Origin of the sequence: Falsirhodobacter sp. 1013, from assembly GCF_051195255.1 — a bacterium.
GTDB lineage: Bacteria > Pseudomonadota > Alphaproteobacteria > Rhodobacterales > Rhodobacteraceae > Falsirhodobacter.
The window spans coordinates 105,960-129,048 of record NZ_JBNJLK010000005.1; the positions used below are offsets into that span (position 1 = coordinate 105,960).

The 23,089-nt window shown below is 63.9% G+C and carries 28 protein-coding genes; 13 read left to right on the forward strand and 15 right to left on the reverse strand.

The window, feature by feature from the left end; translation table 11 throughout:
- The first annotated feature begins 55 nt into the window (after positions 1-55).
- On the forward strand, positions 56-973 hold the full coding sequence (locus ACSHZY_RS09870) for a LysR family transcriptional regulator (RefSeq protein ID WP_435168615.1): 918 nt from the start codon (positions 56-58) through the stop codon (positions 971-973).
- A gap of 14 nt (positions 974-987) precedes the next feature.
- Here the strand turns inward: ACSHZY_RS09870 and ACSHZY_RS09875 are convergent, their stop codons facing one another.
- Entirely contained in the window at positions 988-1,893 is a 906-nt protein-coding gene (locus ACSHZY_RS09875; RefSeq protein WP_435168617.1) for a DMT family transporter, read from the reverse strand.
- A 510-nt stretch (positions 1,894-2,403) separates the two neighbouring features.
- Here ACSHZY_RS09875 and ACSHZY_RS09880 point away from each other — a divergent pair.
- From ACSHZY_RS09880 to ACSHZY_RS09895, 4 genes are all read left to right on the forward strand, one after another.
- Entirely contained in the window at positions 2,404-2,970 is a 567-nt protein-coding gene (locus ACSHZY_RS09880; protein WP_435168619.1) for a hypothetical protein, read from the forward strand.
- 296 nt (positions 2,971-3,266) lie between these two features.
- Positions 3,267-3,431 carry a hypothetical protein gene (locus ACSHZY_RS09885; protein WP_435168621.1) on the forward strand — a complete coding sequence of 55 codons (165 nt, stop codon included), beginning with the start codon at positions 3,267-3,269 and terminating at the stop codon, positions 3,429-3,431.
- Between the two features lie 12 nt (positions 3,432-3,443).
- The gene (locus tag ACSHZY_RS09890; protein WP_435168623.1) at positions 3,444-3,656 is read left to right on the forward strand and encodes a hypothetical protein; all 213 of its coding nucleotides are present in this window, start codon (positions 3,444-3,446) and stop codon (positions 3,654-3,656) included.
- Positions 3,653-4,141, forward strand: a complete 489-nt coding sequence (locus ACSHZY_RS09895) for a GIY-YIG nuclease family protein (protein ID WP_435168624.1) — start codon at positions 3,653-3,655, stop codon at positions 4,139-4,141. The genes ACSHZY_RS09890 and ACSHZY_RS09895 overlap by 4 nt, the downstream gene beginning before the upstream one ends.
- 47 nt (positions 4,142-4,188) lie before the next feature.
- On the opposite strand, the gene ACSHZY_RS09900 is transcribed toward ACSHZY_RS09895, so the two are convergent.
- The 8 genes from ACSHZY_RS09900 to ACSHZY_RS09935 all read right to left on the reverse strand — a co-directional run bounded on the left by ACSHZY_RS09900 (position 4,189) and on the right by ACSHZY_RS09935 (position 9,894).
- The gene (locus ACSHZY_RS09900; RefSeq protein ID WP_435168626.1) at positions 4,189-4,953 is read right to left on the reverse strand and encodes a hypothetical protein; all 765 of its coding nucleotides are present in this window, start codon (positions 4,951-4,953) and stop codon (positions 4,189-4,191) included.
- A gap of 15 nt (positions 4,954-4,968) precedes the next feature.
- Positions 4,969-5,313 (reverse strand): hypothetical protein, encoded by a 345-nt coding sequence (locus ACSHZY_RS09905; RefSeq protein ID WP_435168628.1) that lies wholly within the window; start codon positions 5,311-5,313, stop codon positions 4,969-4,971.
- A gap of 4 nt (positions 5,314-5,317) precedes the next feature.
- Complete coding sequence (locus ACSHZY_RS09910; protein WP_435168630.1) at positions 5,318-5,695, reverse strand: dihydrodipicolinate synthase family protein; 378 nt, start codon at positions 5,693-5,695, stop codon at positions 5,318-5,320.
- Entirely contained in the window at positions 5,620-6,087 is a 468-nt protein-coding gene (locus ACSHZY_RS09915) for a dihydrodipicolinate synthase family protein (RefSeq protein WP_435168632.1), read from the reverse strand. The genes ACSHZY_RS09910 and ACSHZY_RS09915 overlap by 76 nt, the downstream gene beginning before the upstream one ends.
- Before the next feature lie 242 nt (positions 6,088-6,329).
- Positions 6,330-7,493 carry a zinc-dependent alcohol dehydrogenase gene (locus ACSHZY_RS09920; protein WP_435168634.1) on the reverse strand — a complete coding sequence of 388 codons (1,164 nt, stop codon included), beginning with the start codon at positions 7,491-7,493 and terminating at the stop codon, positions 6,330-6,332.
- 11 nt (positions 7,494-7,504) lie between these two features.
- Complete coding sequence (locus ACSHZY_RS09925; protein ID WP_435168636.1) at positions 7,505-8,020, reverse strand: SRPBCC family protein; 516 nt, start codon at positions 8,018-8,020, stop codon at positions 7,505-7,507.
- 96 nt (positions 8,021-8,116) lie between these two features.
- Entirely contained in the window at positions 8,117-8,692 is a 576-nt protein-coding gene (locus tag ACSHZY_RS09930; RefSeq protein ID WP_435168638.1) for a hypothetical protein, read from the reverse strand.
- 26 nt (positions 8,693-8,718) lie between these two features.
- Positions 8,719-9,894, reverse strand: a complete 1,176-nt coding sequence (locus ACSHZY_RS09935) for a zinc-dependent alcohol dehydrogenase (protein WP_435168640.1) — start codon at positions 9,892-9,894, stop codon at positions 8,719-8,721.
- A gap of 201 nt (positions 9,895-10,095) precedes the next feature.
- Between ACSHZY_RS09935 and ACSHZY_RS09940 the strand changes: the two genes are divergently transcribed.
- Positions 10,096-11,853 carry a PAS domain-containing protein gene (locus tag ACSHZY_RS09940; RefSeq protein WP_435168806.1) on the forward strand — a complete coding sequence of 586 codons (1,758 nt, stop codon included), beginning with the start codon at positions 10,096-10,098 and terminating at the stop codon, positions 11,851-11,853.
- Between the two features lie 992 nt (positions 11,854-12,845).
- Here the strand turns inward: ACSHZY_RS09940 and ACSHZY_RS09945 are convergent.
- Complete coding sequence (locus ACSHZY_RS09945) at positions 12,846-13,157, reverse strand: ETC complex I subunit (RefSeq protein WP_435168642.1); 312 nt, start codon at positions 13,155-13,157, stop codon at positions 12,846-12,848.
- Positions 13,158-13,265: 108 nt separating this feature from the next.
- Between ACSHZY_RS09945 and uvrB the strand changes: the two genes are divergently transcribed.
- Both uvrB and ACSHZY_RS09955 read left to right on the forward strand, forming a co-directional pair.
- Positions 13,266-15,446, forward strand: coding sequence for an excinuclease ABC subunit UvrB (gene uvrB / locus ACSHZY_RS09950; protein ID WP_435168643.1), 2,181 nt, complete (start codon positions 13,266-13,268; stop codon positions 15,444-15,446).
- Between the two features lie 4 nt (positions 15,447-15,450).
- Positions 15,451-16,548 (forward strand): acetoin utilization protein AcuC, encoded by a 1,098-nt coding sequence (locus tag ACSHZY_RS09955; protein WP_435168644.1) that lies wholly within the window; start codon positions 15,451-15,453, stop codon positions 16,546-16,548.
- Here the strand turns inward: ACSHZY_RS09955 and tpiA are convergent.
- The 5 genes from tpiA to ACSHZY_RS09980 are packed head-to-tail and all read right to left on the reverse strand — an operon-like array spanning position 16,534 to position 19,406.
- On the reverse strand, positions 16,534-17,271 hold the full coding sequence (gene tpiA / locus ACSHZY_RS09960) for a triose-phosphate isomerase (protein WP_435168645.1): 738 nt from the start codon (positions 17,269-17,271) through the stop codon (positions 16,534-16,536). The two genes, ACSHZY_RS09955 and tpiA, sit on opposite strands and share 15 nt — an antisense overlap.
- Positions 17,272-17,326: 55 nt before the next feature.
- Positions 17,327-17,674 carry a HesB/IscA family protein gene (locus ACSHZY_RS09965; RefSeq protein ID WP_435168647.1) on the reverse strand — a complete coding sequence of 116 codons (348 nt, stop codon included), beginning with the start codon at positions 17,672-17,674 and terminating at the stop codon, positions 17,327-17,329.
- Between the two features lie 10 nt (positions 17,675-17,684).
- Positions 17,685-18,038 carry an SUF system Fe-S cluster assembly protein gene (locus ACSHZY_RS09970; RefSeq protein ID WP_435168648.1) on the reverse strand — a complete coding sequence of 118 codons (354 nt, stop codon included), beginning with the start codon at positions 18,036-18,038 and terminating at the stop codon, positions 17,685-17,687.
- Between the two features lie 40 nt (positions 18,039-18,078).
- Entirely contained in the window at positions 18,079-18,513 is a 435-nt protein-coding gene (dtd, locus tag ACSHZY_RS09975) for a D-aminoacyl-tRNA deacylase (RefSeq protein ID WP_435168650.1), read from the reverse strand.
- On the reverse strand, positions 18,510-19,406 hold the full coding sequence (locus tag ACSHZY_RS09980) for a carbohydrate kinase family protein (protein WP_435168652.1): 897 nt from the start codon (positions 19,404-19,406) through the stop codon (positions 18,510-18,512). Before ACSHZY_RS09980 ends, dtd begins: the two co-directional genes overlap by 4 nt.
- 209 nt (positions 19,407-19,615) lie before the next feature.
- On the opposite strand from ACSHZY_RS09980, the gene rplU reads away from it, so the two are divergent.
- From rplU to proB, 5 genes are all read left to right on the forward strand, one after another.
- A complete protein-coding gene (gene rplU / locus ACSHZY_RS09985) occupies positions 19,616-20,005 on the forward strand; it encodes a 50S ribosomal protein L21 (protein WP_271973713.1) in 390 nt (129 codons plus the stop codon).
- Positions 20,006-20,011: 6 nt separating this feature from the next.
- Positions 20,012-20,281 carry a 50S ribosomal protein L27 gene (gene rpmA / locus ACSHZY_RS09990; RefSeq protein ID WP_435168654.1) on the forward strand — a complete coding sequence of 90 codons (270 nt, stop codon included), beginning with the start codon at positions 20,012-20,014 and terminating at the stop codon, positions 20,279-20,281.
- A gap of 73 nt (positions 20,282-20,354) precedes the next feature.
- Positions 20,355-20,885 (forward strand): GNAT family N-acetyltransferase, encoded by a 531-nt coding sequence (locus tag ACSHZY_RS09995; RefSeq protein ID WP_435168656.1) that lies wholly within the window; start codon positions 20,355-20,357, stop codon positions 20,883-20,885.
- A 67-nt stretch (positions 20,886-20,952) separates the two neighbouring features.
- The gene (gene obgE, locus ACSHZY_RS10000) at positions 20,953-21,978 is read left to right on the forward strand and encodes a GTPase ObgE (RefSeq protein ID WP_435168658.1); all 1,026 of its coding nucleotides are present in this window, start codon (positions 20,953-20,955) and stop codon (positions 21,976-21,978) included.
- Entirely contained in the window at positions 21,975-23,081 is a 1,107-nt protein-coding gene (proB, locus tag ACSHZY_RS10005) for a glutamate 5-kinase (RefSeq protein ID WP_435168808.1), read from the forward strand. Before obgE ends, proB begins: the two co-directional genes overlap by 4 nt.
- The last annotated feature ends 8 nt before the right edge of the window (positions 23,082-23,089 follow it).

Sequence of the window (23,089 nt, forward strand, 5' to 3'; positions counted from 1 at the left end):
GTATTTCTGAAACTTATTTCCTGTATTTCAGATATACGCCTGCTAACATATCTGGATGAAGCCCGATCTCAACCTCCTCCCGATCTTCCTGATGCTGCTGGAGGAGCGGAGCGTCACCCGCGCCGCGTCCCGGCTGGGAATGACTCAACCGGCACTTTCCAATGCGCTGAATCGCCTGCGGGCGACCTTCCACGATCCCCTGTTCATACGGGAGCGTCATGGCATCCGGCCCACGGAGCTTGCCTTGTCCTTGGCCCCGAACATTCAGGCGGCGCTGGCGCAACTGGACGATCTGATCGCCGCACGGCAGGAATTCGTGCCGGCCAAGGCAGAGCAGGTGTTTGTCCTTGCCGCCAACAGCTATCCCGAACTGGTGCTGATCCCACCGCTCGCCGCCCGCTTGCAAGTCGAAGCGCCGGGCATCCGCCTGCGCCTCCTTCCCTTCGGGGCCAGCCTGACCGACACGGGCGTGACCTCCGGCACCACGGCGCTGGCGCTTGGCCGGGTGACCGATCCGACGGTCAATCTGGTCGTGCAGCCCTTGATGACCGACGGGCTGGCCTGCGTTTTGCGGAAAGATCATCCGCAGGTCGGCGACACGATCAGCCGGGAACAGTACGAAGGCCTGCGCCATGTGAACGTCCTGCCGCCCGGACGCCTGCGGGCCGGGCTTTTTCAGGCGATGAAACGGCATGGCGTGGCACGGGATGTTGCCATCTCCGTCACCCAATTCTCGGCCGCGGCCGAGGTGGTGGCCGCCACCGACTGCTGCGCGACGCTGCCGCGCCTGCTGTGCCGCAGCCTTGCCGGCGATCCCCGTCTGAAAGTGCTGCCCGCGCCCCTGGATCTTGGCACCTTCCCGGTGGAGATGGCTTGGCACACACGCTATCGCAACGATCCGGCGCATATGTGGCTTCGGGCCTTCGTGGCGGCGGTGGCGCGGGATCTGGGCACAAGCGGCGCGGTGTCCTAAGAGGGGGAAGGCGGTCAGAGGGAGCTTGCCGGCCCCATCGTATCCCGGTTACGGCGCCGCAGCGTCGCTTCCCGCCACATCGCGTAGCAGCCGGACAGCACGATGATCGCGGCCCCGATCAGGGTCAGGGCGTCGGGGCGCTCGTGGAAGACCAGGACACCGAAGATCAGGGCGAAGACCAGCCGGGCATAGCGCAACGGCGCCAAGGCCGACGCGTCGCTTTGCCGGGTGGCGGCCACCAGCGCGGCATAGGCGGTGACGCCCGACGCCCAGCACCCGATCACGAGCATCCATTGCCGCAGGTCCGGCCACAGGAAGACCTGCTTCAGGTGCACCGCCAGAAGAAGCGCGGCGATCAGCGTCGCGCCGAAGGCCCCCGCCGCCAAGATCTCCGACCGGATGTCCGGGGGCACGCGGCGGGTCACCAGATCACGCGCCGCCAGCAGCAGCACCGACACCAGCGCCAGAAGGGACACCGGGCGGAACCCTTCAAGGCCGGGCCGTATCACCATCAGCACGCCCATAAAGCCGATCACGATGGTGACACAGCGCCGCCAGCCTACAGGCTCCCCCAGAAACAGGGCGGCGCCCAGGAGGATGGCCAGCGGCAGCGCCTGAAAGATCGCGGTGGTCGAGGACAGCTCGGTCAACGCCAAGGCGATGACGAAGCAAAGGGAGCCGACAGCCTCGCACAGGCTGCGGAACAGCACGATCGGCCGCAGCAGGCCGCCCTTCAGGACCGGCAAGCCCTTGCGTTTCAGAAGGCCGAGGAAGCTTGCGCCGCCCATCGCCCCCAGCATGGCCACGATCTGCGTGTAGGGCAGGTCGGCGGACAGAAGCTTGATGAACGTGTCCTCGACCGCGAAAAGGGCCATCGCGAACAGCATCAGCAGCATGCCGCGCTGCATGTCGGTTTTCATCGAAGGCCCGTCCTGACGCAGATGAAGATCGCCCGAAGGCGGTCCTTATTAGGTAAATGATCGTGGCCCGGTCCGGCAGAACCTTCGTGCGGGCCGCGCCCGGTAGATCGAGGAAAAGTTACTGCCGAAGACGCTTATTGTCCAACGAAATCAAAGGTCAAAAGTAATTTAGAGGAATGAATTCCATTGGTTCGGACCAAAGTTCGGACCTTGCCCCACCATCGTGCGAAAAACAAAAGGGCTCGCGCTTGCGAGCCCTTTGCCATGATTTCTGCCGTGACCGCAAGCAGAACGCTACAGGATCATCGTAACTTAGGACATCCACCTGCCGTGCGGTCGGAATATCCGATGCAAACACCCGAATGCTGTGACGCCGCAGCTTCCCGGAAATCCTGTAGCCGAGGATTTCTCGCAGAAGCACGGCGCGCGTCAGTGCTTTCACAGGCTCATTCCATAGTATTCTTGCCGCCTGTCGGACATGGTCGGATCTGTCAGAACGACCTGAACGAGGTGATCACTGCCTTCGTCCAGGACAAGACCGCGATCGAGCGCGGGCTGTTCGACGAAGAGATGGTGCCAGAAGAGCTGACACAGGTGCGCATGGGCAAGATTGTGCGCGATAAATACCCGGAGCTTGACGCAGAGGATCAGGAAGCAGTGCGGCAGCACGCCATCGCTGCGATGAACTTCACCCAGGAGGCTAAGCAGGCCTTGGTTGGCGACGGATCTGAAGCATCGGCCAATACCGCGTTTGTCGATGGCGTCCGTCAGTTCGCGCTCAGCGTCCGGGATCTGGATATTGACCTCATCGACCGGATCAATCCATTCGGGGAGACCTACGCCATCCTCGCGAAAACCATGAGCGAGGACCGCCTGAAGGAAGTTGCCGCCGTCATCGAAGCAAAGAAGATCAAGCTGACACCCGAGGAGGCGAGGGATCTGGCGAAGCGTGCTGCGAAGTCCAAGGCAGACCATGGCCGTCTGCCGTCATTGACCTCGACAGATGCCTGGCAAAAGAAGATGGCCGATGGTGTGGCCTTCTTGGTCCGCATGAAGCAGGAGGCGATGACTGGGTAATGACTTCACCGATGACGACGACGCCCTGCTTGCCGAACTCGGTGTTGAAGTCGAGCACAGAAAAGCCTTCGCACGGACGCCTCGTGAAGAGCGCATTATTGCGAGCTTCGAGGACATCCAGAAGTTCGTGACCGAGACAGGTCGCCTTCCGCGGCACGCCGCCAGCGGTGATATTTTCGAACGGCTTTATGCTGTCCGCCTGCAGCGTTGCGCGAATTGCCGGAAGCCGTCACCCTTCTTGCGGCCATGGACAGCGTGGCCTGCTCGTCGGGGCGGACGCCGCGCCGGAAGGGGACATGAACGATGATGCACTTCTCGCCGCACTCGGCGTCGAGTTCGAGGCCAGCTCGATCACCGATCTGAAACACGTCCCCTCCGCCTCGGAGCGCGAGGCCGCCGAAGAGGTGGCCAGTCGGCAGCGTGGCGAGGACTTCGACACGTTCAAGCCGCTCTTGGAATAGGTCCAGCGCGAGTTGGACAATGGGCAGCGCGCGACACGCCCCTTCGAGCTGAAGGCGGAAATCCAGCGGGGCCGCTTCTTCATCGTCGAGGGACAGAAGGCGCATGTCGCTGAGATGGAAGAGTCGACGCTAACCGATCAGGGGCGCATAGACGCCCGCCTGCGGGTCATCTTCGACAACGGCACCGAAAGTGACATGCTCATGCGGCGTTGCAGCGTGCTTTGAACAAGGACGATTCGGGCCGGCGGATTACGGAGTCCTCGGCGGGGCCTCTGTTCGCCGACGCCCCGGAGGAAGGCGACAACTCGACGGGAACGATCTACGTCCTGCGCAGCGTATCAAACCATCCGATGGTGGCCGCCAACCGCGACCTTGTGCACAAGATCGGCGTAACCACCATGGAGGTCGAGAAGCGCATCGCGCGTACCCACCTTCAGACCACCTTTCTGATGGCACCTGTCGATGTCGCGGGGACCTACCGGCTCTTCAACATCAACCGGACCAAGCTTGAGAACCTGATCCACCGGATCATTGGCCCTGCGCAGATCGGGATCCAGATCCCGGACCGCCTGCGGCGCCGGACTTCGCCGCGGGAATGGTTCCTTGTGCCGGAGTTCGTCATTGATGAGGCTGTGCAGAAGATCATGGACGGCACGATCACGGACTTCGTCTATGATCCGAATGCTGCGCGTCTCGTCCGGCGCATGTGATTGGTCCGGAGCATGATCGTGCGTCGTGCTGTTGGTGGCCGCCCGCCTCAGCTTAGATCAGGCAGGTCGGCCCTGGGGGGGCAGCGTTCGGCGCCGCTTTCGGCCATTGTTTCCATCTCCGAACGCGCGATCTCAATCATCGGGCTCATGCCTGCTGCAACGTAATCGACAGGGATCGCGTCTGGCTGCAGGTGTCCGAAGTTCAGGTTTCGCGGGTCGATCATCAACAGCTTGTAGTCCCGTCTGCCTCCGTCACGATAAGCAGCCTCGATGCAGGCATGAAACCTTTCCGGACCCTTCAAGCCCTTTTCGATGCCGAAGATTGAGATCATAAAAGGCACGGTATCGGTCAGGTTCCGATAAGCCCATGCGGCCTGGTGAGAGCCGTAGTCCTCCAGCAAGACATAGACGAGGTTCAGGTCGTCTACGCTCGGGAAATCAGTGAGCTTTTCGCCGTGGAACTCGCCCGCCAAGACATCCCTTGGGACCGCATGCGGATCCGGTGCAAGCAGCGGGCGGACGAAGGACTTCAGTTGGAAGTCGAACTGTCCCTCGATGCGAAAGACGGACGAATGTTGCCCCGACATCTTGCATACAGTGTCGTATTTACACCATCTTTCGGCAGTGACACCATGCTCACGCTGGAAGGGCAGCACGGCCTGATCTGGAATCTTCATGGCCACATCACGCAGGCTCGGCACGACGTAGGCGTCTTGCCGCCAAGCGCCGGTTACGTAGGCGTGCGAGTTCCACATCAAACGCGACAATGGCGGTCCAGTAGCATGATCCGGGTGGGCGGAGACATCCGACATCGCAGCCCGACCGGATCATGGGTCAGCGGGGCGATAGATGTAGAGCCCAAAGCCGTCATTCAGCACAGCATGGCTGGAAGGCTTTTCTAGATTAACATCGACTTGGGCTGCTTCGCTTCCCTTCAGGCAAGACAGCGCAGCACCCACCCGTTCATGAACCTCCGTAGGAAGCGGCTTTACTGGTCGCATTGGCTCGATGCCCTTCCCGTCAAGATGATCTGCGATAGCATACATCACGCGGAAACTGCCGAACTCCCTGAAAAGCGTCCAGAGCGGACCAAGCGCCTGATCGATCTGGGCGGCCTCCTCGGCCCCGGAATCCATCGCGGCACGGGTGCGGCGAAGTGCCTCGCCGGGCAAGAGATCAGCGACAACACTGAACCACGTCCGCCCCCGCCAGCAGCGCGTCTTTCGCCCCCCGGTCTCCGCTGTATCCGATCGAAAAGTCGGAGGGTGTGACAGCTCGCAGTGCTGCTAGTTCACCGGCGGAATCGCCGTCGGCGGGCAGCGGCATCTTTACCCCTGCCACGTTCGGACGCTCCGACAGGCGGGCGAGCAGACCGTGGCTGAAGGTGAAGTTCGTCGTGCCAGGGTTATTGTAGATGCACAGGCGCAATCCGCCCGCCGTCGCGACGGCCTTGAAGTGCGTGTATACCTCTTCGTCGGTCAGATTCTGGTAGGACATCGGTGCGAGCAAGAGCCCCCGTGCCCCCGCCTCGGCCGCGTATCGGGCAAGGTCCACCGCCTCGTCAGTCCGAAGCGCCCTGGCGCCCCCGCGATCAGCGGTATCCGCCCTGCCAAGACCGTGGCGGCGACACGAACGACATCCTTGCGTTCCGCAGTAATGGGATAGGCGTAACTGCCCGTGCTGCCAAGGAGACCGACCGAAGCCGAACCCGCCTCCACTATACGTTCAAGATGCCGTTCCAGAACATCGGGCAGCAACCGGCCTTCCCGATCCATGGGGGTCAGCGGGAAGGCGGACGGCCCGGTGAACGGCCATGACGATACGATACAGATCATCGCCCGTCTTACGATGTCGCAAGGGCGCCAGTTCTCCGGCGCCTGAAGCCGGCTGGCAGTCTCCAAGGTGTTCAGCACGCGCTTTAAGGATGCCCGGGACCCGAACGGCATCCAGCGGCGCTCTCGGCAAGACCGCAGAAGGACTCAAGATCGCCAGCAGATGTTTTCAACCTACCTAACATGATGTTATGGAGTTTACGGGTATCATGTGTGCTTCCCAAGAGCGCCGCCCGTCCGGTAGACGTTGAGGAATGCGTGGCCAGGCGGTAACGCCGCATTTAGCTCCACGGTGGCGTATCTGGGCAGAGTTCGTCATGGGAGCCATCCAGACATGACAGCACCTGGCCCGCGCTTCATGGAACGAATACCGCCCGAAGGCAGCCGTCTTCCTTGTACTTGAACATGTGATAGCCGGTTGGGCTCTCCTCCAGCGAGAAGCGATGTGTGGCCAAAGCAGCAGGTGTCAGTTCGCCACGCTGCGCATGCTCAAGCAGGCGCGGAACATAGGCCTGTCCATGCTGCTGAGCCGTCCGGACGGTCACGCCCTTGTTCATCAGTAGCCCTAGGGGGAACTTGTCCATCAGGCCATAAACGCCGAGTATCGAAAGCGTGCCGCCCTTACGGACCGCTAGCATGGCCTGCCGCAGCGCCGCGCCGCGATCCGTCTCCATGTGAAGCGCCTGCTTTACCCGATCGTAGGCTTGCTGAAGCCCGGTCCCGCCAGCCTCCATGCCAACTGCATCGATGCATGCATCTGGGCCGCGCCCGCCCGTCAGTTCTTTCAACGCTTCGACGACATCGACCTTTGTATAGTCGATCGGTATCGCACCGAACGCTTCCGCCTGAGCCAGCCGCTCAGGATACCGGTCGATCGCGATCATGCGTTCAGCGCCGAGGATCATCGCGCTTTGCTGCGCCATCAAACCTACGCCCCCGCAGCCCCAGACCGCGATCACGTCGCCCCTCTGGATGTTGCAGAAATCTGCTCCCATGAAACCGGTGGGTGCAGCGTCCGAGATGAACAAGGCGGTCTCGTCAGAAACGCCGTCGGGCACGATGAAACAATCCGTATTGGCGAAGGGCACTCGAACATAGTTCGCATGCGCGCCTGCATAGCCGCCGAAAGCATGCGAATACGCATATATTCCGGCAGTTGGATAGCCGAGGAGCGGCTCTTGCAGTTCCGGCGCCGGATGGGTGGTGTCGCAAAGCGAGTAAAGGTGATGCTGGCAGTACCAGCACTGCCCACAGGAGATGAAGGAGGGGACGACGACACGGTCACCCCTTTTTACCTTCGTCACCTCGCGGCCGACATCGACGATCTCGCCCATGAACTCATGACCCAGGACGTCGCCGGCCTGCATTGTCGGGATCAGGCCGTCGATCAGGTGCAGGTCCGATCCGCAAGTGGTCGAAAGCCGTACCTTGAGGATCACATCGTTTGGGTTCAGGATTTCGGGATCGGCGACGGTCTCGACGCGAAGATCGTTGACACCGTTCCAGCAAAGTGCGCGCATTGGTCCTGCTCCTAGTTGTCGGTGCCGCCCTTACGGGCAGCTGGCTGAGGGTCAGTCGAAGGGATCTCGCCGGTGAGGGCCAGAGCGCGAAATCTATAAAGCGCCGTCAGCACGATTTCGTAAGGGATAATGTGAAAGAGCTTGCCGGTGAGTTGTCCGACAGCACCACCCGGGGGGTCAAACCGCAAATGAAGATGGAGTTCCGTGCCGCGATCCCCGGGCGCGGCCTGGAAGGTCAAAGACCCTGCGTTCGCCACGTCGGCGCCGTCGAGGGTGGACCAGCGAACCTCGTTTGCATCGGTTTCCTCGACATCAGTACGCCACCGGTATTCACCTCCCGCCGGACCATGGGCGATCCATTCCGCGGTACGAACGTTTTCGGCTTTTACTCTCGCAAAATGGGCCCAGATCCGGGATTGCGTATCGGGTCGCAGCCAGAGCGTACGAAGTTCATCGGCAGGCCTGCCGATAGTGATCGACGCATGCGCCTCCGCGTCTAGACTTGTCTCCGTTGCAGCGTCGTTCATCGAAGGTTCCTTTCTGCCGCATCAGCCCTACACGGGCCACCGCGCTCGAGATCTCGGTTGACGCCTCCATGCCGTCACTTTGGGCTGCATGGCTTGCTAGGGAAGCGCGGGGGCGACCATACCTTCTGCCTGGTAAGCCGGCGGCGTCTTGAAGTCGTTGCGCGCAAGGCCGCGCGAGGCTTGCGGGCCGCGCGGAAGGCCGCTGCGGTCGGAATAGTCGCGTCCGCTCCCCGGCTCGCGGCGATGCGCAGCCTTGACCCCGGCATAGGCGACGAGGTCAAGCAAGGTGATCCCGACAACGATCGCGGTCGCAATTGCCGCGTTGTCCCGCTTGGGATTGTCGGGATGCAGCGCCGGGGCGAGCGTGCCGAGATCGAGCACATCGCCCCCGATCCGCAACGCGAGGCCGACCTGCTTGTCCATGGACAAGGTGGGGACTGCGCTCGCCAGCTCGCGCGCGCCATAGGCGCGGATCAGCCCTTCTTTCCCCTCAAGCCCGAGCGTGCGGGCCAGCCTCCCGGGCGCCACCAGCTCTATGACGCCCAGACCGATCGAGATCCAGCCGAGCGTGCGGGCCAGCCGGTCGGCGCCGGTGAGCGAGCTTGGACCCTTGCGCTGGATCCTGGGATCCCCGTCCGAACGGGCGATGTGTGTGACATTGGTGAGTGACATGGTGACACCTCGTAGGGCTGGATCGTTTAGGGCCGGAGCATGACCTTGATGCAACTGTCCGCCTTGTCGCGGAACGTCCGGTACATCTCCGGTCCTTGCGAAAGGTCGACCTTGTGGGTGATCACGAAGGACGGGTCGATCTGGCCGTCCTCGATCCGGCGCAGCAGGTCGTCCGTCCAGCGCGGCACGTGTGCTTGCGCCATGCGGAAGGTCAGGCCCTTGTTCATGGCCTGGCCCATCGGGATCTTGTCAACGAGGCCGGTGTAGACGCCGATGATGGAGATGACACCAGCCGGGCGACAGGCATAGATCATCTCGCGCAGCACATGCGGCCGGTCATTCTCGGCCATCAGCATCTGCTTGGCGCGGTCGAACACCGTGTCTGGCTGACCCACGGAAACGTGACTTTCGGAGCCGACCGCATCAATGCACTTGTGCGGTCCCTCGCCGCCGGTCAGATCGTTGAGCCGATCAGTGACGCTTTCCTCCTCGAAATTGATGGTGATCGCGCCAGCCGCCGCCGCCATCGACAGCCGCTCCGGCAGATGATCGATCGCGATGACCTGCTCCGCACCGAGCAGGATCGCCGAGCGGATCGTCATCTGCCCCACGGGCCCGCAGCCCCAGATCGCGACCGTATCGCCGGGCTGGATATCGGCCTGTACTGCCGCCTGCCAGCCGGTGGGCAGGATGTCGGAAAGAAAGAGGAGCTTCTCGTCATCGATGCCATCCGGGATCTTGACATGGGTCGTGTCGGCGAATGGCACCCGCAGATACTCTGCCTGCCCGCCCGGATAACCGCCGGTCAGATGCGTGTAGCCGAACAGGCCCGCCGTCCTGTGGCCGAACGCCTTATCGCCCAGATGCGCCTTCCGGTTCGACCTTTGGCATACCGAGAAATTCCCGCGACGGCACTGATCGCACTCGCCACACTGGATGGTGAAGGGTATGACCACGCGGTCGCCCTTCTTGAGCTTCCCTGCGGTCGCGCTGCCGACGTCGACCACTTCACCCATCGATTCGTGCCCCAGGATGTCGCCGGGCAGGAGCGCCGGAATCAGGTTATGAAAAAGGTGAAGGTCAGAGCCGCAGATCGCGCAGCTGGTCACTTTGATGATCGCATCACGCGGATGCTCGATCGCAGGGTCGGACACTGTGTCGCAGCGGATGTCTTCCTTGCCATGCCAGACGAGCGCTTTCATGATGGATCTCCTTCGGGGGTATGGATGGCAATTTTCCCCCACGAAGACGCTAGAGTGTATCCGGACGGTTCCTAAGGAACCTTCCGGGGTTCAGGCTGTTGCTGGCAAAGCAGATCAGCCGGAAGGGCAGGTCCGATACATGAAAGTGCGCGATCAAAGCGGAAAGGGTCGGGCTATAGGGGGACCCGAGACGCCCGCCTTCTGGAGGCTGCGATGTCGTCTATCCCCGACTACGTTTATGCTTTCGACACCAAACGGCGCCTGGCCTATGCCAATCCGGCAATCCTGAAACTCTTTACCCTCTCGGCCAACGAGATGCTGGGGAAGACCTTTGAGGACCTGGGTTATTCAAAAGAGCTCGCAGCCAGGCTCAATGGCCACATAGATCAGGTCTTCAGCGACGGCGTCATGATCGAGGATGAGGTCTTCTTCCGCAGCCCGTCCGGGCTCGCCGCCTGTTTCTCGTTTCTATGGGGCCCTGTCCTGGCCGAGGACGGCTCGGTCGAGCTGGTTGTTGGCGTATCAAGGGAATCGACGGAGCGTCATGAGATCGAGGAGGAGCTGAGAAAGAGCGAGGTTCGCCTACGCGCTGCAACGGAACTTGCCGAACTTGGTATCTATTCATGGGACCCGATCACAGGTGCGCTCGGTTGGGACGAGCGCCTTCGCGCGATATGGGGCCTCCCGCCGGACACCAACATTACCGAGGATGTGTTCAAAGCAGGCATCCATCCGGAGGATTTGCCCCGCGTGGAGCGCGCCATTGCCGCCTGCATCGATCCGGCGCGCGACGGGCGCTACAACGTGGACTATCGCGTGATCGGGCGGGACGACGGCAGGACGCGCTATGTTGCAACCTCCGGCCAGGCCACCTTCTCAGAAGGCCGCGCCGTTGGCTTCCTTGGCGCCTCGGTTGATGTCACGACCCAGAGGCTCAACGAGATGGCAATTCTGGCAAGCGAGGCGCAGTTCCGCAGCTTTGCCAAATACAGTAGCAACCTGATCTGGATCGGTGATCCCGCAGCGGGCTTGATCATCTTCCGCAGCGCCGCTTTTGAGCGGATCTGGGGAGTTTCATCCGACGAGGCACCTACAGCGTTGGTCGAGTGGATGAAGGACGTCCATCCCGATGATCGCCAGCAGGTCGAACATGCCCTGAATCTGGTAAGCGCCGGCGAGGTCGTTCAATTTGATTACAGGATCATCCGTCCCATCGACGGCGCTGTCCGCTGGCTACGCGACACGAGCTTCCCGATTCTCAATGATGCGGGGGCGGTGATACGTATCGGCGGGATCGTAGAGGACCTGACACAGGAGGAAGCGAACCAGATCTACATCGTCAGCGCCACCGCAGCCGAGGCACGCCGATTGGCGGCCCTTGTTCGCGCAATCGGACGTCAGACGCGGATCTTCGTGGGCTCCTCCACCTTTCTCGACGTCGCCGCGGTACTCGCGCCGGGTTGTGTCCTCGTGGACCTCCGCAGGAGAAGGGAAGACGGACTCTCACTCCTGCGTGAGCTCAGGGCACGGGCGATACCACTGCCGACGATCGCGCTCGATGGGGCGGGGGCCAGCGCCACAAGCGCGGTCGCCGCCATGAAGGCAGGCGCCATCGATTACGTGATCGAAAGAGACGAGGAGTCTCTCCGTGCGATGCTCGCAAGCGCCTTGGCGGAGTGTCATGCTGCGGTGCGGCCGACATGCGACGAAAACGCCAGTGCCCGCCTCGCCAAACTGACGCCACGGGAGCGCGAGGTGCTTGTTGGTCTGGTGGATGGTGGAACCAATAAGGTGATTGGTCAAAAGCTGGGGATCAGCTCCCGCACCGTTGAAATGCACCGTGCCCAGGTGATGCATCGCCTCAACGCTGGTAACCTTGCCGAACTGCTTCAGATTGCCTTGGCGGCAGGTATCATGCCGTCCGCGGGTAATGGCGGACAACTCCCCTCCCGGCGCTAGTGTCACGAATGTCAGGCGATACGGCGAAGTGATCCAAAGGCGCCGGCCTTGGTCATCGACAGGCGCAAGTTGGCCGCTGTCGTAGCGCGGCAGGCCCGCCGCCTGCCATACGGCCTGACCCCTTCGAAGGATCCTACAGGCAGACCGTCCGACCGCAGAAGCGCGGCAATGCCTTGGCGACCAGCGCCGCCCTCGCTGCACATGATCACGATTGGCTCGCCCGGTTTTCCCTGCGGCGCAAGCTTCTCTGCAGCGACATGCAAGACGGATGGCGCGCCCGTTATGAGCTAGCGCGCGCCACCCCGAAGATCAGAGATATGCGGGGCTTTCGGCGTGCCAATGAGCTTGGCGAGCTTGTCAGTGGTTATGCATCAGGTGCAGGCATCTGCGTTCCTCCCCTTCCGGGGCGTTTGGTGCACTGGAACGCGATCTTCGGCTGACGCCTCGGGGGGAGGTCTCTGATCCCCACAGCGTCATTTTCCTCCGGGATCACCGCATGTCAATGATCTGAGGAGTGAACGTGCAGGTGCAGCGAATGTCGGGAATGTCCCACGACCTGCCGCATGGTAGCACGAGGCGCATGGAGGCTCAAAGTCTGAGAGGTCATCCGCAGAAGCCCTAACCTTTGAGGAGCTTTATTTATATGCGGATGAGCACCACGACACCGACCGGTAGCCAAGCAGAAAGCACGACCACAAGCGCCAGCCATTCAGGCATCATGAATGACAGAACTGGGAGGAGTAGCGTGCAAGTGGTGAAGAATGCCAGGAGGCCTGCAACTGTCAACCTAGTTCGCGCCGGATGTCGGAAGTGTCTGCCAGCTTCACCCCGGAGCGGTCGATGCCGATGTGCGCTGGAAGGGAATGGCTTTTCCACTGGCGAGGACCGCCCTAAGACAATCACAGCGACATCGACGACTTACAAAACCTTTGCCCGGAACCGGGAAATCTTTGCCCTGAACGGCAGCAACTATGCCCCGGGCTACAACTACATCAGTGGGTCCAGTTGCCCTTGCGGTTCGTGGCGAAGTTCTCCCCATAGCCGCCGGCGCGGATGTTGGGCTTGCGGGACTGGGGGGGCTGCACCTCCGCCTCGATCCCGTTTTCACGGGCATAGGCCTCGGCCGCTTCCTGCGTGTCAAAGCGCAGGCGCACCTGCCGCTGCGTGTCGTCCGAGGAGATCCAGCCCATCAGGGGATCGATCTCCCTCGACGTGGCCTGGGCATAGTCCAGCACCCATTCCTTGGTCTTCGCCTGTCCCGACTGCATGGCGGTCCGGGCCGGCTTGTAGATTCGTGCGCGCATCGTGGTCCTCCGATCAACCTATCTAGCGAAATCCCCTGCAAGGCCGCAAGGCCATCTTGAACCGGAACAAAGACAGACCAAATCAAGGGCCTGACAAGGGAAATGCCGATGCCTCACAACAACGCCAACCTGCCCATGTTCCGCCCGGACGTCCTGACCCGTCCGAAGCTGGAAGGGGGCAAACAGTTTGTCATGAGCACGCCGTTCCAACCGGCCGGGGACCAGCCCACCGCGATCCGTGAACTGGCCGACGGTGTTCGCAACGGCGAACGTGATCAGGTGCTGCTGGGCGCCACCGGCACCGGCAAGACCTTCACCATGGCCAAGATCATCGAGGAAACGCAACGTCCGGCAATCATCCTTGCCCCGAACAAGACGCTGGCCGCCCAGCTTTACGGCGAGTTCAAGGGCTTCTTCCCCGACAACGCGGTGGAATACTTCGTCAGCTACTACGACTACTACCAGCCCGAGGCCTATGTCGCGCGGTCGGACACGTATATTGAAAAGGAATCCCAGATCAACGAACAGATCGACCGGATGCGCCACTCGGCCACCCGGGCGCTTCTGGAACGGGATGACGTGATCATCGTGGCCTCGGTGTCGTGCATCTACGGCATCGGCTCGGTCGAGACGTATTCGGCGATGACGCAGGATCTGGTCGTCGGCAACAGCTACAACCAGCGCGAGGTCATCGGGCAACTGGTGTCGCAGCAGTACCGCCGCAACGACCAGTCCTTCACTCGCGGCAGCTTCCGCGTGCGGGGCGACGCGATCGAGGTGTGGCCCGCCCACCTTGAGGACCGCGCGTGGCGCTTCTCCTTCTTCGGCGAGGAGCTGGAAAGCATCGTGGAGTTCGATCCGCTGACGGGGGCCAAGACCGACAACTTCCGCCAGATCCGCATCTACGCCAACAGCCATTATGTCACGCCGCGCCCGACGATGCAGCAGGCCGTAAAGGGCATCAAGGCCGAACTGGCGATGCGTCTGGATCAGTTGGTGGGCGAAGGCAAGCTGCTGGAAGCCCAGCGTCTGGAACAGCGCACGGCGTTCGACATCGAGATGCTGGAGGCGACGGGCGTCTGCAACGGGATCGAGAACTACTCCCGCTACCTGACCGGCCGCGCGCCGGGCGAACCGCCGCCCACGCTGTTCGAGTTCATTCCCGACAACGCCATCGTCTTCGCCGATGAGTCCCACGTGTCGGTCCCGCAGATCGGCGGGATGTACAAGGGCGACTACCGGCGAAAGTTCACGCTGGCCGAACACGGCTTCCGGCTGCCGTCGTGCATGGACAATCGCCCCTTGAAGTTCGAGGAATGGGACGCCATGCGCCCGCAATCGGTCTTCGTGTCCGCCACACCGGCGGCGTGGGAGCTGGAGCAGGCGGGCGGCGTCTTCGCCGAGCAGGTGATCCGCCCCACCGGCCTTCTGGACCCGAAGGTGGAAATCCGGCCCGTCGACATGCAGGTGGACGACCTGCTGGACGAGATCCGGCGTGTGAGCCAGCAGGGCCTGCGGACGCTGGTGACCGTGCTGACCAAGCGCATGGCCGAGGATCTGACCGAATATTTCCACGAACAGGGCATCCGCATCCGCTACATGCATTCTGACATCGACACGATCGAGCGGATCGAGATCCTGCGCGACCTGCGCCTTGGCGCCTTCGACGTGCTGGTGGGCATCAACCTTCTGCGCGAAGGGTTGGACATCCCGGAATGTGGGCTGGTGGCGATCCTCGATGCTGACAAGGAAGGCTTCCTGCGGTCCGAAACCTCGCTGATCCAGACGATCGGGCGGGCGGCGCGGAACGAACAGGGCCGCGTCATCATGTACGCCGACCGCATCACCGGCAGCATGGAACGTGCCATGGGCGAAACGGAACGCCGCCGCGAAAAGCAGATGGCCTACAACCTCGAACACGGCATCACGCCGCAAACGGTGAAGAAGAACGTCGAGGATGTTCTGGCCGGGTTGTGGCAGGGCGACACCGACCAGTCGCGCATCACGACCAAGGTGGACAAGCCGATGATCGGCTCCAACCTCGCCGCCCATCTGGACGCAATGCGGGTGCAGATGCGCAAGGCCGCCGAGAACCTGGAGTTCGAGGAAGCCGCCCGCCTGCGCGACGAGGTGAAGCGTCTGGAAGCGGTGGAGCTGGCCGTGGCCGACGACCCGCTGGCCCGCCAGTCGGCGGTGGAGGAGGCGCAGGAGGCGGCGCTCGCCACCTCGGGGCGGTCCACGGCGGGGCGGGCCGGGCAGAGGGGCGGCAACAAACGCCGCAAGCGCTGAGCCCGTGGCGATCCTGATCGGGGCGGAGATCTACCGCCATTCGACCTATGGGCGGCAGCACCCCCTGCGGGTGCCGCGCGTATCCACGGTGATCGACCTGGCCCGCGCGCTTGGCTGGCTGCCGCCCGACCGTTATCGCACCAGCCCGCGTGCGAAGCCCGAGGCGCTGGCCGTCTGGCACCATTCCGACTACCTTGCAGCGCTTCAGGTGGGCGAGGGGATGGAGCACCCCACGCCCGAGATGCTGAGCCGCTTCCACCTCGGCACCCTGTCGAATCCCGTTTTCCCCGAGATGTTTCGCCGTCCCGCCACCGGCGCGGGCGGGATGTTCCTTGCGGCCGAACTGGTGGCGGAAGGGGGCGTCGTGCAGGTGCCGGGGGCGGGCACCCATCACGGGCTGCCGGACCGGGCCAACGGCTTCTGCTATCTGAACGACTGCGTGCTGGGGATGTTGGCTTTGCGGCGCCTTGGCGTCCGGCGCATCGCTTATGTTGACATCGACGCCCATCACTGCGACGGCGTGCAGCACGCCTTTGCCGGCGATCCCGACGCGCTCCTGATCTCCACGCACGAGGAAGGGCGCTGGCCCTTCACCGGCACGCTGGACGACGATGGCGGCGGTAACTGTTTGAACCTGCCCGTCCCCCGCGGCTTCAACGACACCGAGATGCGGGCGGTGCTGGAGGATCTGATCCTGCCCGCCCTTCAGGCCTTCCGCCCGGAGGCGATCATCCTGCAATGCGGCGCCGACGCGGTGGAGGAAGACCCTCTGGCCCGCCTGTCCCTGTCCAACAACGCGCATATGGAGGTGGCGGCGGCGCTGCGTCCCCTTGCGCCCCGTTACATCGTCACGGGCGGCGGGGGCTACAACCCATGGACAGTAGGCCGTTGCTGGACCGCCGTCTGGTCCGTGCTGTCGGGGCAGGAGGTGCCGGAGCATCTGCCAGACGACGCACAGACCATCCTGCGCGATCTGTCTTGGCGGGGCGGGGCCCGTCCGCTGCCCGCGCCGCACATCCTGACCACCTTGCGCGACCCGCCCCGCGAGGGGCCGGTGCGTCCGGTGATCCGCGAACGGCTGGCGGTCCTACGCGGCCGATAGGGCGGCGATGATGCCGCCGAAATCCGCCGCCTTCAGGCTGGCCCCGCCCACGAGCGCGCCGTTCACATGCGGGATGGCGAAGATCTCGGCGGCGTTGGAGGGCTTGACCGATCCGCCATAAAGCAGCGCGATCCTGTCCGTCCCGAAGCGGTCGGAAAGTTGCGCGCGCAGGGCGGCGTGCACCTCGGCGATCTGGTCGTTGGTGGGGGTGCGGCCGGTGCCGATGGCCCAGACCGGTTCGTAGGCGATGACCAGACGCGCGGCATCCACGCCTTGGGGCAGCGACCCGTCGATCTGGGTGGCGATGATGTCCAGCGTCCGGCCGCCATCGCGCTCGGCCTCCGTTTCCCCGACGCAGACGATCGTGATCAGGCCGGCTGCCTGCGCCGCCGTCACCTTGGCCGCGACGACCGCATCCGACTCCGCATGATCCGCGCGCCGTTCGGAATGACCAAGGATGACGTATTTCGCGCCCGCCTCGGCCAGCATGGGGGCCGAGATGTCGCCCGTATGCGCGCCACTGGCCGCCGCGTGGCAATCCTGCCCGCCGACCTTCAGCCCCGTTCCCTGCGCCATGGATGCAAGGCGCGCCAGAAGCGTGGCAGGCGGGCAAATCAGGACGTCGCATCCGGGGGCGGGGTGGGCGGCCACCAAGGCCTCGATCTCCGACAGGCTTTCGCCCGTTCCGTTCATCTTCCAGTTTCCGGCTGCCAGTCCGCGCATGTATCCTCCATCTGCTTTCGCCCCAAGCTAGGGCCAAGGCAGGGCAGAGGAAACCCTATTCGCGGAACTTCACCGATTCACCGCAGCCGCAGGCATCGACCACGTTCGGATTGCGGAACTTGAAGCCCGACTCCAGAAGCGAGGTTTCGTAGTCGATCTCGGTCCCGAACAGGAACATCTGCGCCATGGGCGCGATCATCACGCGGGCGCCGTCCTGTTCCACCGTTTCGTCCATCGGGTTCACCTCGGACACGTAGTCCATGGTGTATTCCATGCCCGCGCAGCCGCCCTTCTTCACGCCGATGCGCAACCCGGCCGAGTTCTGCTTGGTCATCAGCCGCGCGATCTGCTTCGCCGCCGAAGGGGTGATGCTGACCGCCTGTTTTCCGGGGATCGAGAACATGGATGCCTCCTTACATGAAGCCGAGTTCGAGCCGCGCCTCGTCGGACATCATCTCCATCCCCCAGGGGGGATCGAAGGTCATGCCGACATTGACATGCTTGACGCCGGGCAGGGGTTCAATGGCCTCGGCCACCCAGCCCGGCATCTCTCCGGCCACGGGGCAGCCGGGGGCGGTCAGGGTCATCAGCACCTCGACCTCGTTCTGGTCGTTGATGTCGATGGTGTAGACGAGGCCGAGGTCGTAGATGTTCACCGGAATTTCCGGATCATAGACCGTACGGCAGGCGTCCACGACCTGTTCATACAGCGGATGCTCGGTCGAGGACGGCTTGATGACGGGGGTGCCTTCGGCGATATCGGTCATGGGGAAATCCTTTGTTGCGCCGAATATAGGTATCCGTGCCCTAGGCCTCAACCCAGATCGTGACGGGGCCGGAATTCACCAGCGCCACCTGCATGTCGGCCCCGAAGCGGCCGGTCTGCACAGGGAACTCCTTCGCCATCATCGTGGTGAAGTGGTCGTACAGGCGTCGGCCATCCTCGGCCGGGGCGGCGGCGGAAAAGCCCGGACGGGTGCCGCGCGTCGTGTCGGCGGCCAGCGTGAACTGGCTGACGATCAGCGCCGCACCGCCCGTGTCCTTCAGCGACCGGTTCATCTTGCCCGCGTCGTCGCGGAAGATGCGCAGCTTGGCGATCTTGGCCGCCAGCACTTCGGCGTTCGCCTCCGCATCCCCCTGCATCGCGCAGACGAGGATCAGGAGACCGGGCCCGATCCGCCCGATCACCTCTCCCTCGACCGTGACCGAGGCTTCGGTCACGCGTTGCAGCAGCGCCTTCACAGCTCGTGGGCCCAGGGCGGGTTGGCGCCGGGGCGCGAGACGGTGACGGCGGCGGCGCGGGTGCCAAGGCCAAGGGCGGTGTCCAGCAGATCATCCGACCAATCGGCGCCCTTCGTCAGCGCGCCGGCCTGTTCCAGTGCGGCCAGAACGCCCGCGTTGAAGGTGTCGCCCGCGCCGACGGTGTCGGCAACGGTCACCTTCGGCGCGGCCACGAAACGTTCCTGCGTCGCGGTCAGCGCCCGCGCCCCGCGCGCGCCTTCGGTCAGCAGAACCAGCTTCGGTCCCTTGACCAGCAGCCCCTTTGCCAGGTCCACCGGATCGCCTTGACCTTCCAGCCAGTGCAGATCCTCGTCCGAGATCTTGATGATGTCGGCCAGCCCGATCATGCGGCCGATCCGCTCGCGATAGCCGGCCGGGTCGGTGATGAAGCCGGGGCGGATGTTCGGGTCCAGCATGGTCACGCGGGACGCCTCCCGCGCCATCAGCGTGGCATAGGTGTCGGCGGCGGGTTCCGAGACGAGGGAGATGCCGCCGAAGAACAGCGCCGTCACGTCGGCGGGCAGGGCAGGCAGGTCTTCGGGCGAGAGCAGGCGGCCGGCCGTGTTCTCGTCATAAAAGGCATAGGTGGCCTGACCGTCCGTCAGCGTCACGAAAGCCAGCGTCGTCGGCCGGTTCGACCGCGCGCAAAAGGCGGTGTCGACCTTCGACGCCTCCAGTGCCGCCGACAGGCGGGTGCCGAACAGGTCGTTCGACAGGCCCGAGAAGAAGCTCGCGGGCGCGCCAAGGCGGCCAAGCGCGATGGCCGTGTTGAAAACGGCCCCGCCGGCATGGGGGGCGAACCCCTCGCCCTGGGGCAGCATGTCGATCAGCGCTTCGCCGCAACACAGGATCATGGGCCGATACTCCTTCGGAAAGATCGCGCGGACCCTAGCGCCGGCGCGCGTGCCACGCAATCGGGAGGTTGACAGGGAGGAGCCGATGAACGATATAGCGGCGGTCTGGCCCCCATTGGGTGTTCAGGCCATTTCGCATTGGCGCTGTCCGAAGGTACCAAACGCCGGGAAACCGGGACCAAAGGGCGCGGAACAAGAAGGAAAGACCCATGTTCGCGGTCCTCAAGACGGGCGGCAAGCAGTACACCGTCCGCGCAGGCGACATCCTGCGCGTCGAGAAGCTTGCAGCCGAAGCTGGTGAAAAGATCCAGTTCAACGACATTCTCATGGTCGGTGGCGACGAACCCACGATTGGCGTGCCCTTCGTGGCCGGCGCCGCCGTGCAGGCCGAAGTCATCGCCCAGATCAAGGGCGAGAAGGTCATCCACTACGTCAAGCGTCGCCGGAAGCACTCCTCGCAGCGCACGAAAGGCCACCGCCAGCACCTGACGCTGCTCCGCGTGACCGACGTGCTGGCTTCGGGCGCCGATGCAACGGACGTGAAGGCAGCGACCGGCACCGCCGACGCCCGCCGCACGGCCCACGAGACGAAGGAGTAATCCCTCATGGCACACAAGAAAGCAGGCGGTTCATCCCGCAACGGCCGCGACTCGGCCGGACGTCGTCTTGGCGTGAAGCTCTATGGCGGCCAGGCCGTCATCTCGGGCAACATCATCGTCCGTCAGCGCGGCACCACCTGGTTCCCGGGTGAGGGCGTGGGCATGGGCAAGGATCACACGATCTTCGCCGTGCGCGAAGGCCATGTGAAGTTCACGAAAGGCCTCAAGGGCCGCACCTTCATTTCGGTTCTCCCGGTGGCGGAGGCCGCCGAGTAAGCCGAACCGCAAGGTTGCATGCAACAGGGGGATCGGCGCGCAGCCGGTCCCTTTTCGCGTTGGAGATCCTGCCATGACGCTCGACTTCGCAACCCAGATCCCAGTGATCGAGGCCGAAAGATTCCACCTGCGCCCCGTGCGCCGCTCGGACACCGGGCTTCTGGGGCATTACGCCGGCGACCAGCGCGTCGCGCGCATGACCAGCCGCATTCCCCACCCCATGCCGCCCGGCGCGATGGAAGCGTTCGTCACCCGCGCGATGAACCCGACCTGCGAGGAAGCGATCTGGATCATGGACGGCGGCGCGGACGCCGAGGTTCTGGGCGTCATCAGCCTGAAGAAGATGGACCGCGACCAGTCCGAGATCGGATACTGGGTGGCGCCCGCCTTCTGGAACACGGGCCTCGCCTCTGCCGCCGTGGCGGCGCTGATCGGGGCCAACCCCTTGGGCAACACCGCCATCTTCGGCGCGGTCTTCCAGGACAATCCGGGTTCGGCCAAGGTGCTGACCAACAACGGTTTCGCCTATCTGGGCGACGCCGAGACGTTTTCGGTCGCGCGCAACGCCCATGTTGCGACCTGGACCTATATCCGCAAGCTTTGACGGCGCGGGGTTGAGCCTGCGCCCGATTTTCCTTATCGCCTGACGAAACGGCAGGAAGGCCAGCCCCATGAAGTTCCTCGACCTCTGCAAAGTCTATATCCGTTCAGGCGGTGGCGGGGCCGGCTGCGTCAGCTTCCGGCGCGAGAAGTTCATCGAATTCGGCGGACCCGACGGTGGGGACGGCGGCAATGGCGGTTCCGTCTGGGTGGAAGCCGTGGACGGTCTGAACACCCTGATCGACTTCCGCTATCAGCAGCACTTCTTCGCCAAGACGGGCCAGCAGGGCATGGGCAGCCAGCGCACCGGCAAGACCGGTGACGACATCGTGCTGCGCGTGCCCGTCGGGACCGAGATCCTGGACGAGGACGAGGAATCCGTCATCGCCGACCTGACCGAGGTGGGCCAGCGCGTCCTTCTGGCCAAGGGCGGCAACGGCGGGTGGGGCAACCTGCGTTTCAAATCCTCCACCAACCGCTCTCCGTCGCGCGCCAATCCGGGGCAGGAGGGGGTGGAGCGGACGATCTGGCTGCGCCTGAAGCTGATCGCGGATGCGGGCCTTGTCGGTCTGCCGAATGCAGGGAAATCGACCTTCATCTCGGCCGTGTCGAACGCGCGCCCGAAGATCGCGGACTATCCCTTCACGACGCTGGTGCCGAACCTGGGCGTGGTGGGCGTGGACGGCAAGGAATTCGTGATGGCCGACATCCCCGGCCTGATCGAGGGGGCGAGCGAGGGCCGCGGCCTTGGCACCCAGTTCCTGGCCCATGTGGAGCGTTGCGCGGTCCTGCTGCATCTGGTCGATGGCACCTCTGAGACGGTGGTGGAAGATTACCACACCATCGTGAACGAGCTGGAAGCCTATGCCGAGGAGTTGGGCGACAAGCCCCGCATCGTCGCCCTGAACAAGTGCGACGCGCTGGACGAGGACACGATCCAGATGTGGCGTGAAGCGCTGGAAGAGGCGTCGGGTGGCCCGGTGCACACCATCTCCGGCGTGGCGAACACGGGGTTGCAGGACGTCCTCCGCGCGCTGATGGCGCAGATCGAGGCGGCGAAGTTCGTGGATGAGGAACCCGAAGCGTGGCAACCCTGACGCCGGATGTTCGCAAGGCGCGGCGGCTGGTCGTCAAGATCGGCTCCGCCCTGCTTGTGGATCGCGACACCGGGCTGCGCCGCGACTGGCTGAGCGCGCTGGCCGAGGATGTGGCCGAGGCGAAGCGCGGCGGAACGGATGTGATCCTCGTCTCCTCCGGCTCCATTGCGCTTGGGCGGGGAGTGTTGCATCTGGGCTACGGCTCGCTGGCACTGGAACAGTCGCAGGCTGCGGCCTCCGTCGGGCAAATCCAGTTGGCGCGGGCCTATGAGGAAGCGCTGGCCCCCCACGGCATCACCACGGGCCAGGTGCTGATGACGCTGGAGGACACGACGGACCGCCGCCGCTACCTCAACAGCCGGGCGACGCTGGAAACGCTGCTGGGCCTTGGCGTTGTGCCCATCGTGAACGAGAACGACACGGTGGCCACGGACGAGATCCGGTTCGGCGACAACGACCGGCTGGCCGCGCAGATCGCGGTGACGGTGGGGGCGGACCAGCTGATCCTGCTGTCGGACGTGGACGGCTTCTATTCGGCCAACCCCAAGGAAGACCCGACCGCGCAGCGTTTCGACGTGATCGACGCGATCACGCCGACGATCGAGGCGATGGCCGGCGATCCGGTGTCCGGCCTGTCCAAAGGCGGCATGAAGACCAAGCTGATGGCCGCCAAGACCGCCGTCGCGGGCGGTTGCGCGATGGCGATCATGGAAGGCTCGGTCGAGCGGCCGTTGAAAGCGCTGGCGGACGGCGCGGCGCGAACGTGGTTCGTGGCGCAGGGCGATCCGCAAGTGGCGCGCAAGCGCTGGATCAACGCGATGAAGCCGCGCGGTCAGGTGCGCGTCGATGCCGGTGCGTCCCAAGCGCTGCTGGCCGGGAAGTCGCTGCTGCCGGCCGGGGTCACGGCCATCGCGGGCGCTTTCGGGCGGGGTGATCCGGTGGACATCCTGTCGCCGGAAGGGGACGTTCTGGGCCGCGGTCTTGCGCGCTACACTTCCACCGAGGCGCGGGCGATCATGGGCCACCGATCGGGCGAGATCGAAGAGATACTGGGCTATGCCGGGCGCGCCGCGCTTGTGCACAGGGACGACATGGTGATCTGAGGAGGATC

What these genes read in the sequence shown, in the direction of transcription:
- tpiA (WP_435168645.1), bottom strand. Translation starts at nt 17,271, where the DNA reads ATGCGCGGACTGGCAGCCGGAAACTGGAAGATGAACGGAACGGGCGAA.
- ACSHZY_RS09900 (WP_435168626.1), bottom strand. Translation starts at nt 4,953, where the DNA reads ATGTCGGATGTCTCCGCCCACCCGGATCATGCTACTGGACCGCCATTG.
- rpmA (WP_435168654.1), top strand. Translation starts at nt 20,012, where the DNA reads ATGGCACACAAGAAAGCAGGCGGTTCATCCCGCAACGGCCGCGACTCG.
- ACSHZY_RS09980 (WP_435168652.1), bottom strand. Translation starts at nt 19,406, where the DNA reads ATGATCCTGTGTTGCGGCGAAGCGCTGATCGACATGCTGCCCCAGGGC.
- ACSHZY_RS09935 (WP_435168640.1), bottom strand. Translation starts at nt 9,894, where the DNA reads ATGAAAGCGCTCGTCTGGCATGGCAAGGAAGACATCCGCTGCGACACA.
- ACSHZY_RS09995 (WP_435168656.1), top strand. Translation starts at nt 20,355, where the DNA reads ATGACGCTCGACTTCGCAACCCAGATCCCAGTGATCGAGGCCGAAAGA.
- ACSHZY_RS09930 (WP_435168638.1), bottom strand. Translation starts at nt 8,692, where the DNA reads ATGTCACTCACCAATGTCACACACATCGCCCGTTCGGACGGGGATCCC.
- ACSHZY_RS09970 (WP_435168648.1), bottom strand. Translation starts at nt 18,038, where the DNA reads ATGACCGATATCGCCGAAGGCACCCCCGTCATCAAGCCGTCCTCGACC.
- ACSHZY_RS09965 (WP_435168647.1), bottom strand. Translation starts at nt 17,674, where the DNA reads ATGTTCTCGATCCCCGGAAAACAGGCGGTCAGCATCACCCCTTCGGCG.
- ACSHZY_RS09925 (WP_435168636.1), bottom strand. Translation starts at nt 8,020, where the DNA reads ATGAACGACGCTGCAACGGAGACAAGTCTAGACGCGGAGGCGCATGCG.
- ACSHZY_RS09885 (WP_435168621.1), top strand. Translation starts at nt 3,267, where the DNA reads ATGAACGATGATGCACTTCTCGCCGCACTCGGCGTCGAGTTCGAGGCC.
- ACSHZY_RS09915 (WP_435168632.1), bottom strand. Translation starts at nt 6,087, where the DNA reads ATGCCGTTCGGGTCCCGGGCATCCTTAAAGCGCGTGCTGAACACCTTG.
- ACSHZY_RS09945 (WP_435168642.1), bottom strand. Translation starts at nt 13,157, where the DNA reads ATGCGCGCACGAATCTACAAGCCGGCCCGGACCGCCATGCAGTCGGGA.
- uvrB (WP_435168643.1), top strand. Translation starts at nt 13,266, where the DNA reads ATGCCTCACAACAACGCCAACCTGCCCATGTTCCGCCCGGACGTCCTG.
- ACSHZY_RS09870 (WP_435168615.1), top strand. Translation starts at nt 56, where the DNA reads ATGAAGCCCGATCTCAACCTCCTCCCGATCTTCCTGATGCTGCTGGAG.
- ACSHZY_RS09875 (WP_435168617.1), bottom strand. Translation starts at nt 1,893, where the DNA reads ATGAAAACCGACATGCAGCGCGGCATGCTGCTGATGCTGTTCGCGATG.
- ACSHZY_RS09920 (WP_435168634.1), bottom strand. Translation starts at nt 7,493, where the DNA reads ATGCGCGCACTTTGCTGGAACGGTGTCAACGATCTTCGCGTCGAGACC.
- rplU (WP_271973713.1), top strand. Translation starts at nt 19,616, where the DNA reads ATGTTCGCGGTCCTCAAGACGGGCGGCAAGCAGTACACCGTCCGCGCA.
- obgE (WP_435168658.1), top strand. Translation starts at nt 20,953, where the DNA reads ATGAAGTTCCTCGACCTCTGCAAAGTCTATATCCGTTCAGGCGGTGGC.